The organism is Mesotoga sp. UBA5825 (assembly GCF_002432955.1).
Classification (GTDB): Bacteria; Thermotogota; Thermotogae; order Petrotogales; family Kosmotogaceae; genus Mesotoga.
In genome coordinates, this window is sequence record NZ_DJHG01000029.1 from 81,547 (window position 1) to 96,319 (window position 14,773).

Below are 14,773 nucleotides of genomic sequence, written 5' to 3' on the forward strand. Positions count from 1 at the left end.
TGGGTGTTACACAGGTAATACTTCGGGTATTGCTGACGTTATTGATCGGACTTATGATAGTGTTGAAGAAGATGGAGGTATATAAATGCTGGAAGTTAAAGAGGTCAAGTTAATCCGAGATGAACGAAACATTCTGAACAGTCTCACTGCTTCCTTTGAAAAAGGACGTGTTTACGCGATTCTTGGAAACAACGGTGTAGGAAAATCAACTCTATCATATGTGCTGATGGGGCTAGAATCTCACAACGACTACGAAGGAAAGATACTTCTAGATGGCGAAGAAATCGACACTCTATCAGTATCTGACAGGGCAAAGAAGGGAATTTCTCTGAGTTGGCAGGAACCGGCCAGGTTCAAAGGACTTACAGTGAAAGAGTATCTGACGCTCGGCGGAAAACTAAGACTCTCGAGAGAAGAACTTGATGAGACCCTATCAATTGTGGGACTCAACAAGGAATATCTAGATAGACTTGTCGATGAGTCACTCAGTGGAGGGGAGAGAAAGAGAGTGGAACTCGCCTCGATAATTCTGGTAAATCCTAGAGTAACGATTCTTGACGAACCAGACTCAGGCATTGACATTATGTCCATGGAGATGATTGAACAAGTTCTTGAAAGACTGCGGGATAAGGGTTCGGTAGTAATAATCATCACTCATCGTGAAGAGATTGCGCGAATGGCAGATGAAGCATATCTTCTCTGTGGGGGAAGAATAATTGCCTCCGGCGAGCCAGAAGAGATTGTCAGCTTCTACAGGAAACTCTGTGACACTTGTCAGCACATAAATGAACCGATTATAGAAGGCGGTCTTGCCAATGATTGAATCAAGTTTTGAGAGGGAATTCACTGCTATCGCAAAAGAGTACGAAAAATCAGGTGGCAACGTCTCTGATTTTCTGCGTAAAGACATCGTCTCTATTATAGTGAGCGGGAACAAAGTGATCGGAAGGAATACGGTCGAAGGTGTCCGTGTTAGAGCAAAAGAATTGGATAACGGAGTGGAAATCTGGCTCGATATTGAAGATGACGTTGTTATCGAAAACCCTATTCACCTATGCACAGGTTATCTGAAACCTGAAGGAACACAGGAAGTGCTTATTCACAACCGTCTTGGAAGTCGAGCCCGGGCGAAATTCATATCACACTGCGTATTCCCGAGCGGAGTGAATTTCACGCACTCGATGGTTGCCGACACCGATGTTGGAGAAAACGCTGAGATGTTCTACGAAGACACTCACATGCACAGCAAGGACGGCGGAGTAACGGTTAGGGCAACCTACAATACAGTCGTTAGAAAAGGTGGCAGATTCCAGAATATGTTCTATCTTACCAAGACTAGAGTAGGAAAGCTCTTTGTAAAGATGAACGTCAATCTTGAGAAGAATTCTACAGCGCATATCGAATCAAAAGTATATGAGCGTGAAGACGATTATCTCGAAATTGATGAAGAGCTCCATCTGAATGGCGAAGGCTCATCCGGAATTGCAAAAACTACTGTTTTTGCCACAGACAGAAGTAAGGCGAAAATCATCAACAAAGCCTATGGAAACGCACCATATTCGAGAGGCCATATTGAGTGCAACGAAATCATTAAGGGCGATTCTGTAGAAGTAGGTACTATGCCTGAGTTGTATGTAAAAAACGAGAAGGCCGAACTGACACACGAAGCCTCTATTGGCAGAGTAAATGTCAAGCAGATGGAAACCTTGATGTCAAAAGGGTTGAGCGAGGAAGAAGCCACTGATATGATTGTCAAAGGTATGCTCAGATAGAAGTGGAGGGAGTTACTTGAAATACAGCGAGATGTACATTGTGAAGAAACTAGTCGATCTAGCCAACATACCAAGTCCATCCGGATTCACCAACACCGTTGTTGGCTATCTTGAGTCTGAACTGCAGGAATTGGGGTTCAGTCCGCGAAGAACAAGAAAGGGAGCTCTGGTGGCAGAGCTCGGCGGCAAAGGAAGACCTCTGGTGTTGGCTGCACACGTTGACACGCTTGGGGCTATGGTTAAATCCCTGAAGCCGAATGGCCGGTTAGAGATAACCAACGTTGGCGGATTCACAATGAATAGCATTGAAAACGAGAACTGCGTAATTCACACGAAAACTGGAAAATCCTTCACGGGAACAATCCAGTCCATATCACCTTCCGTTCATGTCTTTGAAAACGCAAGGACTCTTGAACGCAAGATATCAAATATGGAAATCCGGGTAGACGAATTGGTAAGAAGCGAAGAAGATCTTAAAAACCTTGGTATTGAAGCAGGGGATTTCGTTTCATTTGATCCTAGAGTGATGGTTACCGATAGTGGTTTTGTGAAGTCAAGACATCTTGATGACAAAGCAAGCGCAGCAATCCTTCTAGAGTTAGCAAAGAAAGTCTCTTCTGGCGAAGCGATCTGCGGAAGAAAAACTTACTTGTTTTTCTCGAACTATGAAGAAGTAGGACATGGCGCATCGGCTGCGATGCCAGATGATTGCGAAGAGATAATCTCTGTTGATATGGGAGCGATAGGCGATACTCTGAAGACCGATGAATTTGTGGTCTCGATATGTGCTAAGGATTCGGGTGGACCTTACGATCACTCAATCGTTAAGGGATTGATCGAAACTGCAAAGAAAGTGAAAGCCGAATACTCAGTAGACATCTATCCCTTTTATGGATCTGATGTGGAAGCATCTCTGAGAGCCGGATACGATGTCAGGTTTGGACTAGTCGGTCCCGGAGTTGAAGCCTCTCATGGATACGAAAGGACTCATTACAGAGCGCTCGAAAATACTTTGAAGCTTCTTAAAGGATATATTGAAAACTGAGGCGCAAAAGCGCCTCAGTCATTACTAGCTCTCCGCAACCATGGTTCTAGAAAATTATCTTGCCCTTCTTGTTACCTATCTCCTGACCAAGCTGGTTAACAAAACCGGCAGGAGCGACATCGATTACTTTGCTCTTCTCAGCTTCCATAGCTTCCTGAAGCTTCTTTCTGTAGGCATCCATTTTCTCTCTGAGTTCAGATACGTCCCCTTCAAGCCACCCATAGATACTATCTGTAAGCTTCTCAGAAATCGCCTCTATTTCGTCGTTTTCTTCCATCATTCCTGCTTCTTTCGTTACCTCCAGCTCTTCACTTACTGCCCTCTCAACATCATCTTTCGTTAGCTGAGGAACGGCCGACTTTACCAAACGCATAGCGATGTTTGTTCTGAGTCTCAGATCATCTATGGTTGCCTCAAGATTATCTACTCTGGACATTATCGCACCCAAGAATTGATCAAGTGAAATCTGCATTTATTGTTCAGCTCCTTTCAATGGTTTCTCATAACGATTTTACTACTTAGAAAGCCGACTATAGTTAAGCTCATGTTTTGCTTGTAATCTTAGCCTTTCTTGTCGAATCGATATCTGATTCTAATAAGCCATAGGGACAAAACAACAACAAGGATGAAAGCAGTAACGTCGCCAGAGGCAATTTGGAGAAGCCAGAAAGAAGGAAGATATCCGCTGGTAAACAGCGAAGATTTCAGAATTGACGGAAATACCCAACCTGTTATAAGCGTGGTAGCTGCAATGAAGACCGCTACAGATTTCTCCTCTATTCTCCTCAGCTTTCTAAATGGAAGAAAGGAAAACGAAGCGAGTGAGATCACTAAGGCCATAGATGAAACAAAACCAAGAATCGAAAAGAGACTCCTGCTCCAGCAGATCAACAACGAAATCAAGAGTATCAGGACAGATGGCTTCTTTAAGACTCCCTTTGCACTATCAGTAAGCATATCTTTTGAACATATGTTCTTTTCAAACTCCTGTCTGTAGACGACTATTCCCATAAGAATCGATAAAGGCATCAATCCGGCTGAAAGTGAGGCTTCCCAGAAGAAGAGCTGAGAGATTGCTATCGATCCAACAAGAATCTCGTGCAGAAATGTCAGAAAAACCCTCACTCTTCCTCCTCCAGACTCTCTATCACGGCCTTCACACCGTTATCACCGGTAATGTCCAGGAAGAGATCCTCAAGACTTGACTCCACACTGCCGAAGCTTTCTTTCAGATCAGAAAGCGTGCCTTCGGCGATCATCCTACCTCTATCGATAATTCCAATTCTGTCGCACATCTTTTCCGCTACTTCGAGCACGTGAGTTGTCATGAATACAGTTGCTCCCCTATTTGCAATGTTTCTAAGCCATGCTTTCAGCTTCCCTGCGCTTGAGGCATCAAGACCAACGGTAGGTTCATCGAGGAATATCACAGATGATTCTCTCATGAGAGCAATGGCAACCATGAGTTTCTGCTTCATCCCATGAGAGTAATCTCCTATGTACTTTCCAAGGTAATCGATCTTGAACGCGTCTGCCAGGTTTCTAAGCCTTGATATGGTCTCTTCGGGTTGAAGCTTGTATATGTCGATTATGAACTTCACAAATTCTATTCCCTTTAGATTTTCGTACATCTTAGGTTCATCTGGAACAACAGATATTATCTGTTTGATCTCCATGAGGTCTCTTTCAATATCGAGCCCCGCAATTCGTATACTTCCCGAGCTAGGAGCAATTACTCCGGTCAGCATCTTTATTGTAGTTGTCTTGCCCGCGCCGTTTGGCCCAAGAAAACCGTATATCTCTCCTGACGATACTCTCAGATTCAGATTATCAACGGCTGTTAGATCCCCGAAACGCCTTGTCAAATCAACTGCTTCTATCATCATTCTTCTTCAAACGCCTTGTCGTAGAAAGTTGCCGTTTTTGGATGGAACATCAGTTCTATGGTACCTACCGGACCATTTCTTTGCTTTCCGATTATCACTTTGGTAACCTGTGGAAAATTGCTTACATCGCTCTTATCTTTGTAATAATCATCACGATAAAGGAACATCACTGTGTCAGCATCTTGTTCAATAGCTCCAGACTCACGGAGATCACTAAGACGCGGCATCTTGTCTTCTCTTTGCTCCACCGCTCTGGAAAGCTGTGAAAGTGCAACAACGGTGATGTTCAATTCCCTTGCCAGGAGCTTCATAGATCTCGAGATCTCCGAGATCTCCTGCTGACGGTTGTCGGATCTGCCTTTCGTATGCATCAGTTGGAGGTAATCGACAAATATGACCTGAACGTTGTGCTCCATCTTGATTCTCCTCGCCTTTGCTCTGAGCGTTCTGGGATCAAGGGATGGTTCATCGTCTATAATTATAGGAGCCGTCTGCAGGGTACTGGCACCATTTGTCAAACGTTTCCAATCTTCAGTGCCAATATCTCCTGCCCTGAGGCGAGATAGTTCAAAATTAGTGACATTACACAGAAGTCGCTGTGCAAGCTGTTCCTTCGACATCTCAAGACAGAAGACAGCTACTGGCAACTGAAATCTCAGAGACATATTGGTTGCCAGACTAAGAGCAAAAGCAGTCTTTCCCATCGATGGGCGTGCAGCAACAATAACTAAATCCGACGGTCTAAATCCTGTGGTAACTTCATCCAATTTCCTGTAACCAGATGCGATACCCGTGATCCTACCGGTCACCGCATTCTCTTTCAGCCTTTCAAGATTCTGGAATAGCTCATGCATTATCTTACCAATATGCTGATACGTCTTCGAAATCTGCGCCTCTGTAATCTGGAATATCGCTTTCTCTGCATTGTCAAGGATCTCGTCTGTTTCTTCTCCCTCATATGCGTTTTCAACTATCGAGCTGGCCGCAGTTATCAGCGATCGCAGAAGAGCCTTCTCCTTTACAGTCTTGCCGTAGTAAAAGAAGTTGGCAGAAGTTGGAACGACATCCGCGAGTTTGGCAAGCTCGATTTCGCCTCCCATTTCTTCGAGCACTCCGCCGGTTCTTAGTCTTTCAGTAACTGACACAATATCCACCGGACTCCCCTCATCAAACAACTTCTCCATTGCGGAGAAGATCAACTGGTTCTTTCGAGAGTAGAAATCCCTACTTGTGAGAAGCTCCATCACATCCGGGACCACATCTGGATCAATCAAGATGCTCCCTATAACAGCCTCTTCAGATTCAATACTATTCGGAGGAATTCTCGTCTTCAATTCATTCACCAACTCTTCCAATTATGAGAAGTTCTTTAGAATAAGCTCCTTTACCGCTGAAAAATCTCCTTCGAAAAGAAACTGCCCTCTATCCTTACCAGAACCACCTCTAACTTCCAGTTCTTCCTTGACTCTTGTAAGGACCTCCTGACAGTCAAAGCCTTTACCAAAAAGCAGGAATCTATCATTTGCCTTTCCAATAATAAGATACTCTTCCAGTGTGACGAATTTGGTAATTGCAGCTAGAACACTCTCCTCTTCTTCAAGAAAAGTAATCCTCGATCGCGATCTATCAATATCTTCCGCTATATAATGACCTAGTCTTTCAGAGAGGCTTCTTATTATCGAATTGCTTGCTTTGAGCTCGCCTATTAAGGATTCGATCCGATTCGGCAGATCGGAGTATTTGCAGGTGAGAAATAAAGCCGACTTGGTTGTGAGATTGTGTTTTGCGACATAGTCATCTAGGGCTCTATTTCCCGCGGCGAAGAAGACTCTGGTGAGAGAACCCTTGACTTTCTCGCGTTTCAGGATTTTCACGAGCCTAATTTGCCCCGTCCTCTCAACATGAAGACCCGAGCAGGCGCTTACATCTATCCCTTCAATCTCAATCACTCTGATGTCCTTGTCACTTTCGCTGATTCTCTGATCTATCTCTTTCCTCAATCCCAACTTCTGAAGCTGAGATCTTTTGACACTGAAGCTTTTTACTGGAAGATTCTCACCGATCAAATCGTTGCAGATTCTCTCAACATGAAAAATCATATCATCTGTGAGAACACCAAGCGAAAGGTCGATTGTCGTGTGTTCTTCCCCCATCTGAAACCCAACGGTTTCGGCATCCAATTCTCGAAGAAACACTGCCGATAACAGGTGCTGCGCAGTGTGCTGCTGCGAGATGTCCCGTCTCCTCGTCTCATCGATCCTGATGTCCACCGATTCACCTCTATCCTTATCTATTATTCCATCTACTTTGATAAGAATCTCATTATTCGACTCATTTACTGACAAGATATCCAGTTCGTCCACTTTTCCACGATCTCCAAGTTGTCCTGCTTCTCCATCAGCATACACATTACCGTAACATATCTTGACGTAGGTAGTACCTTCTCCAAACCATATTTCCCTTACTACTTCTAACATACATCGCCCCCAGCCACTTGATATTAAGTGCAAATATATGTAATAATTATACAGTAAGCTTTTACTTAAACTCCGTGGGTATAATTCGTGAAAAATGAATATGGGGTGATTTGGTTGCAGGAAAGGCCAATCCTTTCGATAAGGAATCTATCTACTCATTTCAGTATGGCAGAAGGAGTTGTTAAGGCCGTTCAAGATGTCTCTTTTGATCTTTATAGAGATGATGTCTTAGGAATAGTTGGAGAGACCGGTTCTGGAAAGAGCGTAACAGTCAAAACAATAGCCGGAATGGTTGATAACCCAGGCTTCATTGCTGGTGGCGAGATTCTCTTTTTAACCGACGAATTCAGTAAGAGCGGTGAAAAGGATTATATTGACTTGGCAAAGCTTCCGAAAGATAGTTTCTCCAGAGTCAGGGGCAAACACATAGGGATGATCTTTCAAGACCCTATGACCTCCCTTGACCCGATGTACACAGTTGGTAACCAGATGATAGAGACCATTGTTCATCACAAGAAAGTTACCGAAGAGGAAGCAAGAGAACGATCGATAAAGCTTCTCGAACAGGTAGGAATTCCTAAGCCTTCCGAACGAATCGATGATTATCCCTTTCAACTCTCCGGGGGACAGCGCCAGAGGGTAGTAATAGCGATAGCGCTGTCGTGCGATCCTGAAATCCTGGTTGCCGATGAGCCTTCAACAGCTCTAGACGTGACAGTTCAAGCTCAGATTCTAGAACTGATGAAGGATCTTCAGGAGCAGTTCAACAGCAGCATGATTTTCATTACCCATGATCTCGCAGTAATCGCTGAAATTGCTACGAGAATCAGCGTTATGTATGGAAGCTATCAAATGGAAATGGCTGATTCTCTTGAGGTTTTCGAAAACCCAATGAATCCATATACATTTGCACTTCTTGAGTGCATTCCTAGACTCGACATAAAGCAAGATAAGCTATTACCTATCCCTGGCCAGCCGCCAGTAATGTTGAATCCTCCGAATCTCTGTCCCTTCCTTCCAAGGTGTTCAAGAGCGGTTGATAGATGCTACAAGGAGATGCCACAGCTTGAGCAAATGAAGGATAATCATTTCGTCAGATGCTGGAACCCAATTACTAACAAAGTATTGCTGGTCAAGGAGGCTCAAGAATGAAGCTTCTTGAAGTTAGAAATCTGAAAAAATACTTTCCAGTCAAGCAAGGTTTCCTCATCGAGAGAGTCGTAGGATTCGTCAAGGCAGTTGATGATGTGTCTTTCTCGGTAGATAGAGGAAAGACAATCGGTATAGTTGGAGAATCAGGTTGTGGCAAGACTACAATCGGTAAGTCGATTATCCGCCTTCATGAAGTGACTGATGGAGAAATGCTTATTGATGAAGAAGACACCACTTTCTACTTCATGAAGAAGCGAAGGGCAAAACAGTATCTGAAAGAGAAGTATTTCGATACGGAGAAATTTAATAATGGTGACGGAGTTGGTTTTGAGCCTTTCGAAAAGAAGATGTACGAGATCTACAATAGTGTCAATAAGGACTCTTCCAAGGCAATCGATATTCTATTTGATAAGTCAGATCACAAGAAGAAGCTTCTCAGGCAAAAGGCACAGATAGTATTTCAGGACCCAATGTCTTCTCTGAATCCAAGGATGACAGTTGGGCAGATGTTAACTGAACCACTTCTTTTTCACAAACTTGCTAAAGACCTTGACGAAGCAGTTGAAATGGTGAAGGAACTGCTTGTAAAAGTCGGTCTTAAGCAATATCACGTGGACAGATATCCGCACCAGTTCAGCGGTGGTCAGAGGCAGAGAATAGCCGTTGCAAGGGCTATCAGTGTAAACCCCGATCTCATCGTTCTCGATGAGCCGACTTCTGCCTTGGATGTTTCGGTTCAAGCTCAGATAGTCAATCTCTTTGAGAAACTGCAGGAGCAGCTCAATGCAGGTTATGTATTTATCTCTCATAATCTTTCTCTGGTAAGGTTTATTTCTCAAGAAGTCTCTGTCATGTATCTTGGTAGGATCGTAGAGCAGGGCAATAGTGAGTCGATCTTCAGCAGCCCATTGCATCCTTACACAAAGGCGCTCCTGGCGGCTGCTCCAATACCCGATCCAAAGAAGAAACGTAACCGGAAAGACCTGGTTGGCGGACAGGTTCCCAGTCCAATAAACAGACCGTCTGGCTGTTTCTTCAATCCGAGATGCAAGTACAGAATGGATATTTGTACCAAGGAATATCCGCCCATGTTCAAGGCGGATGAAAACCATTATGTTGCGTGCCATCTTTATTCCACATCTCATGAACAAGGAGGGGAAAGTAAATGAAGAAACTCTTAGTGCTTCTCGTAGTACTCATTGCTGTTGGAATCCTTTTCGCAGCTCCCGAGTATCACGTAGAAGAGACATGGAACGGCAAGCCCGGAGGTACTTTCTATTACTGGGGCTTGGGAGATCCAAAGACATTTAACTATGACTGGGCACAGGAAACTAGTTCAACAGATCCTCTAGGATTCATACTGGCAACTCTTATTGAAGCCGATGAGGGTGGTATGCCGTCGCTTCCCGGTCTTGCAAAAGACTGGTGGTTCTCTGATGACGGATTGACTTTCTTCGTGCAGATAAGGGAGGGCATTCAGTGGTCCGATGGAGCACCATTCACACTTGACGATGTTTACTGGACATTCGTAAATGTTTCCTTTGTCCCGGAAAACACGGCAAACGGCAACGGGTCCTATCTGGATTCTAACGACCAGCTACCGGTTGTAGAAATTGTAGATGACACCACAATTTCCTTCACCTGGACAGTTCCCCAGGTAACGGCCCTTAGGCAGATCGGCTTCCGCCCCATCATGCCAAAACATGTGCTCGAGGAAGTTGTCGCCAACGGTACCTATCCGGAATTCTGGACGATCGCTGACTTTGACAAGCTTGTTGGAATGGGGCCCTTTGTGATTACGGATTACGTCGAAGGCGTCAGAATCGTTTTCGAGAGAAATCCATATTACTGGAAAGTCGATGGCAACGGTGTAAGATTGCCCTACTTCGATAAGCTGAATTACGAGCTTCTCGCCGACCAGAATACCTCTCTGCTCAGATTTGAAGCAGGACAGATCGATCTCTACGGACCGACTGCCGAGCAGTTCCCAAGGCTAGCAGAAATGGCCGCAGATAAGGGCTGGATAACCGGTGTCGGTGGTCCCGCTCTCGGCTCGCAGTTTATTACCTTCAACTTCAACAACCCAGATCCCGTTAAGCGAGAATGGTTCAGAAACGATGGGTTCAGAAGAGCTTTCGTCTACGCGATGGATAGAGACGCTATAATTGAATCTCTATACAATGGGCTTGGCACTCCTCTATACGGTCCGGTCTCTCCGTCAAGCGGTTTCTACTACCCTGAAATCGAGAAATTCGATTACAAGTACTCGATAACAAGAGCCAGACTCGAACTCAGAAGAGGCGGCTTCGACTGGCTTCCAAATGGAACCTGTGTTGATGCAAATGGAAACCCGGTTGAGTTTGAGCTCACTACAAATGCTGGAAACATAGTCAGAGAGGCAATAAGCAACATCATCGTCGATGGGGCTGCAAAACTTGGAATTAAGGTCAATTTCAGACCTATTGACTTCAATACCGTTGTTTCAAGACTTAACGACGCAACTTACGACGCTGTCGTCATTGGACTCACCGGTAGTGTTGACCCCGGAACAGGCTGGAACGTTTACAGGCTTGACGGCGGACTGCACTTCTGGAACTATCCTCCGGACTACAATCCTGACGATCACATAACTGAGGACATGTACATTCTCCCCGACTGGGAGAAGAGAGTCGATGAAATCTACAGACTCCAGACGTCAGCGGTTGATCCACAAGACAGATATGACCTATTTGCTGAATTCCAGATGCTCTTTGCTGAGTATCAGCCAATTGTGTTCACAATTGCACAGAACTTCCTTTATGTCTACAAGAACAATATTAAGATGCCGGTCGAAAAACTAACACCTGCAACAGGCCTGCTATTCCAGTTAGAAGGCTGGTGGAAAGAGTAATATCTTGATTCTCGTTGCGGGAGGGTTTCCCTCCCGCTTTTCGTATCATCGAGAGACTTAGTGTGAGTTTTGAGGAGGGAATAAGGTGCTGAAATATATAGTTAGAAGGCTGATTCTAGCAATTCCGGTTCTGCTCGGAGTCTCTATACTGGCCTTCATGATTATATCCGCTGCCCCCGGTGATTTCTTGGATGCATACAGGTTAAACCCTTCTATTTCGAGAGATCAGATAAAGGTTCTTGAGAATCAGTTTGGCCTTGATCAGAATGTCTTCGTGCAGTATTTCAAGTGGTTGGGCAACGTTCTTACAGGGAATTTCGGTTATTCATTTAGTTACAGGATTCCTGTCTTCGAACTGGTTTTCAGGAGACTGGGAGCAACTCTTCTGCTTAGCATCACCACACTGATTTTTACCTGGGGAATCGGCATTCCTCTTGGCATATATTCAGCCCTTCATCAATACTCGCCCAGTGATCAGGCTTTTGCCTTCCTTGCATTCATTGGTATTTCTATTCCAAACTTCTTCTTTGCTTTGCTATGGCTCTTTATGGCGGCGAAGACAGGGTGGTTCCCAATAGGAGGATTGATCTCGCAAAACTTCAACGAACTGAGTATTATCGGCAAGATCGGTGATTATCTCTGGCACGTGGTCGGACCAATGGTCACCTTGGGTACTTCTGGACTTGCCGGTCTGATGAGGCAAATGAGAGGTCAGTTGCTCGATCAGCTGAGGCAAGACTATGTTCTTTTTGCTAGGGCAAAGGGAATGCCTGAGAAGAACGTTATCTACAAGCACGCAGTTCGAAATGCTATCAATCCTATAGTCACAATGTTTGGATATGCACTTTCTGGTTTGCTCGGCGGTGCAGTTCTTACAGAGACGGTTTTCGGTTGGCCAGGAATGGGAAGACTAGTCATTGAAGCCCTGAATGCTCAGGATTTGTTCCTTGTCATGGCCACGTTGCTCCTTTCTGCTGTCCTTCTGGTAGTCGGCAATCTGCTGGCCGATCTTCTGCTTGCATGGGTCGATCCCAGAATTCGTTATAGACTGAGCTGAGGGGTGTAAAATGAAGAAGAAAAAAACCAATGATAACAATACATTGAAAAGTGCTGAAGTCAGTAAAGAAGACCTCTTTGAAGTAAAGTACATGAGTAGATGGCAGCTTGTGTGGAGAGCTTTGAGAAAACACAAGTTGGGGATGATTTCTTTATGGATCCTGATAATCATGTACGTCATAGCATTGCTGGCCGACTTCTTGTCCCCTACCAACCCTTATGAACAGACACAGGGACTTTCTTTTGCGCCACCTTCAAGAGTTCATTGGACCGACGAGAGCGGTAAGCTTACTGCTCCTTACATTTACGCCTGGGTAATGGAAAGAGACCCCGAAACGTACAGAACAACATTTGTTGAAGGTGTTTCTATAGGTTCGATCACTGCGTTGGATAGGTCAACTGGCACAGAAACCACTTTCACAAAGGGTGAAGACGGGGTAATAGATATATTTCTTACCATAAAAACGGTCAGATATGCTCTTGACGCAGAAGGCAATAGGGCTAATTTGGGACAACCCGACTACTCGGTTATCCAGAACATCAAGCTGAGCGAACTGGAGCTCTTCGAAAAGATGATGGTCAGTGAGACTTCTAATAGAACCACCATAGATTCCCTTAGCCCAAGCAGGTTCAGAGAACTTCAAAGGATTGGGTCGCCAGTAAAAGTCGTAACTGAGCGTTCTCTTCACAGAGTGTTTGCTCAAAAGGAAGCAGAAATCAAGGACATTGTTCTCGAGGCTATAAGTATTTACAATGAAGTTATCGACATTGATGGAGAAGACGTTGAGCTAGCAAAGGAGTTTCTAGCCGAGCTTGAAATCTCACCTAATCTTCTTGGAGTAGTCGTCGAACCCGAAATTACAGAGTACGAAACTGTTAAGTACCCGATCAAGTTCTTCGCCAAGTCCTGGGATTACAAGCTCTTATGGTTATTTCCAACTAACATTCACTTATTTGGAACAGACCAGCCATCGAAACTCTTGTTGTTTGGGGCAGACAGATACGGAAGGGACGTATTCTCGAGGATTCTTGCTGGGTCTAGAATCTCTATGAGTATTGGACTTCTTGCCATACTTATCACTTTCTCTCTTGGACTTTCGATTGGAGGTGCCGCCGGATACTTTGGTGGTATTACCGATGAAATTCTCATGAGGGTCACCGAGGTTCTGATGTCGATACCCAGTTTCTATCTCTTGATCTCGCTGCGTGCGATTCTACCTACAAGCATACCTTCGCATATGACTTATCTCTTGATAGTTGTAATTCTGAGTTTTATTGGTTGGCCCGGGATGTCAAGGGTAATCCGAGGCATGGTTCTGGGACTGAAAGAGACAGAGTTCGTTCAAGCGGCCGTTGCTATGGGTTATCCATCATCACGAGTTATTTTACGGCACATAATCCCGAACACGGCAACGTACATTATCGTTGCAGCAACTCTGTCGATACCCGGATATATTCTTGGAGAAGCAGGCTTAAGTTTCCTTGGGCTGGGAATAACTGAACCTTCGGCAAGCTGGGGATTGATGTTGTCGCAGGCACAAAGTATAAAGGCAATGACAGAAGCTCCCTGGTTACTAATACCGGGGATATTCATATTCATAGTTGTTATGGGCTTCAACCTCCTCGGAGATGCACTGAGAGATGCTCTCGATCCCAGATCTCTAGGGTACTAAACCTATAAGAAGCTAATAGATTGATTTTAAGCGGGTCGAATGACCCGCTTTCTTTAAGCGATATTTTATCCCCCACGGACTCGTTTTCAGAAGATAAGACATTCTCGTCAGAAGCAACGGGTTTGTGTAACTAGGTCTTTCAGGTTCGCGAAAACAATAACAGTAACTCCACTCTGTAAATTCTAGCCGCTCCTTCTCTCTTCCCAGCAGTCAAAAACAATGTTTGTTCTCATAAGAGATGCACCTCAAGCTTGGGGCGAAATCTAGTTATGCAGATTCCGAATGAAAAAGAGGTAGTCTAAAGACACAGACACGGAGTAGGCCATCCTCCGTGAAGTATTTTTCGGCTTTCTTTCGGGAATCCCTGACATAATCGGAGAGATTACCTTTATCTAGAAAGCATATTGCAGTCCAGTCCAGTCGATAGCTTGCTGCTAAGAATCTTGATAAAGTGAGCATCATCAATTATACTGTCCAGTATAAGTGAGCGACCGAGTATCCTAGCAGTTGCAGTCAAGCTCGGATCTCTCACAGCTGCTTGCTTGGGATCCAATTTAGGTAGAATGAATTCACCTGTCTTGGGGTCTATCTTTCCAATAACACCTGCTAATTCCTTGGCTGTTTCTTATACTTGTCCCAATAAGATCTGGCTTCATATACATAAACGATCTCAGTCATCTTATTGACCTGCCTAATGATGAAGATAATCACCTCTCTTTCAACAGACAGAAAGGGCTGATCCTTATCCACAAACCTATACTGGTTCAGAAAGTACTTTTTCTGAAAGCTCTATCGGTCTTCTAAGAAGTATTGAAGCTAGTT

General features: G+C 44.5%; 13 protein-coding genes. 8 read left to right on the plus strand and 5 right to left on the minus strand.

Translation table 11 applies throughout. The annotated features are described in order from the left end of the window. Positions 1-85 precede the first annotated feature (85 nt). Genes B3N33_RS02880 through B3N33_RS02890 form a run of 3 tightly spaced genes read left to right on the plus strand, consistent with a single transcriptional unit; the run spans position 86 to position 2,817 of the window. On the plus strand, positions 86-823 hold the full coding sequence (locus B3N33_RS02880; protein WP_292588422.1) for an ATP-binding cassette domain-containing protein: 738 nt from the start codon (positions 86-88) through the stop codon (positions 821-823). Beyond that, complete coding sequence (locus B3N33_RS02885) at positions 816-1,772, plus strand: SufB/SufD family protein (RefSeq protein ID WP_292592140.1); 957 nt, start codon at positions 816-818, stop codon at positions 1,770-1,772. The genes B3N33_RS02880 and B3N33_RS02885 overlap by 8 nt, the downstream gene beginning before the upstream one ends. 16 nt (positions 1,773-1,788) lie before the next feature. Then, positions 1,789-2,817 carry a M42 family metallopeptidase gene (locus B3N33_RS02890; RefSeq protein ID WP_292588418.1) on the plus strand — a complete coding sequence of 343 codons (1,029 nt, stop codon included), beginning with the start codon at positions 1,789-1,791 and terminating at the stop codon, positions 2,815-2,817. Positions 2,818-2,863: 46 nt separating this feature from the next. On the opposite strand, the gene B3N33_RS02895 is transcribed toward B3N33_RS02890, so the two are convergent. From B3N33_RS02895 to B3N33_RS02915, 5 genes are all read right to left on the minus strand, one after another. Beyond that, positions 2,864-3,289: a hypothetical protein gene (locus tag B3N33_RS02895; protein ID WP_214060448.1), complete on the minus strand. Its 426-nt coding sequence runs from the start codon at positions 3,287-3,289 to the stop codon at positions 2,864-2,866. An 89-nt stretch (positions 3,290-3,378) separates the two neighbouring features. Next, positions 3,379-3,942, minus strand: a complete 564-nt coding sequence (locus tag B3N33_RS02900; protein ID WP_214060447.1) for a multidrug transporter — start codon at positions 3,940-3,942, stop codon at positions 3,379-3,381. After that, positions 3,939-4,700: an ABC transporter ATP-binding protein gene (locus B3N33_RS02905; RefSeq protein WP_214060446.1), complete on the minus strand. Its 762-nt coding sequence runs from the start codon at positions 4,698-4,700 to the stop codon at positions 3,939-3,941. The genes B3N33_RS02900 and B3N33_RS02905 overlap by 4 nt, the downstream gene beginning before the upstream one ends. After that, complete coding sequence (dnaB, locus tag B3N33_RS02910) at positions 4,700-6,046, minus strand: replicative DNA helicase (protein WP_180979883.1); 1,347 nt, start codon at positions 6,044-6,046, stop codon at positions 4,700-4,702. The genes B3N33_RS02905 and dnaB overlap by 1 nt, the downstream gene beginning before the upstream one ends. Positions 6,047-6,058: 12 nt before the next feature. Next, a complete protein-coding gene (locus B3N33_RS02915; RefSeq protein ID WP_214060445.1) occupies positions 6,059-7,180 on the minus strand; it encodes an alanyl-tRNA editing protein in 1,122 nt (373 codons plus the stop codon). 114 nt (positions 7,181-7,294) lie between these two features. On the opposite strand from B3N33_RS02915, the gene B3N33_RS02920 reads away from it, so the two are divergent. The 5 genes from B3N33_RS02920 to B3N33_RS02940 all read left to right on the plus strand — a co-directional run bounded on the left by B3N33_RS02920 (position 7,295) and on the right by B3N33_RS02940 (position 13,951). Further along, complete coding sequence (locus B3N33_RS02920; protein ID WP_349682106.1) at positions 7,295-8,332, plus strand: ABC transporter ATP-binding protein; 1,038 nt, start codon at positions 7,295-7,297, stop codon at positions 8,330-8,332. Further along, the gene (locus B3N33_RS02925; RefSeq protein WP_099830624.1) at positions 8,329-9,501 is read left to right on the plus strand and encodes an ABC transporter ATP-binding protein; all 1,173 of its coding nucleotides are present in this window, start codon (positions 8,329-8,331) and stop codon (positions 9,499-9,501) included. Before B3N33_RS02920 ends, B3N33_RS02925 begins: the two co-directional genes overlap by 4 nt. After that, a complete protein-coding gene (locus B3N33_RS02930) occupies positions 9,498-11,222 on the plus strand; it encodes an ABC transporter substrate-binding protein (protein WP_292588403.1) in 1,725 nt (574 codons plus the stop codon). Before B3N33_RS02925 ends, B3N33_RS02930 begins: the two co-directional genes overlap by 4 nt. Before the next feature lie 85 nt (positions 11,223-11,307). After that, positions 11,308-12,279, plus strand: a complete 972-nt coding sequence (locus B3N33_RS02935; RefSeq protein WP_214060443.1) for an ABC transporter permease — start codon at positions 11,308-11,310, stop codon at positions 12,277-12,279. Positions 12,280-12,289: 10 nt separating this feature from the next. Further along, a complete protein-coding gene (locus tag B3N33_RS02940; RefSeq protein WP_214079299.1) occupies positions 12,290-13,951 on the plus strand; it encodes an ABC transporter permease in 1,662 nt (553 codons plus the stop codon). Positions 13,952-14,773: the final 822 nt, after the last annotated feature.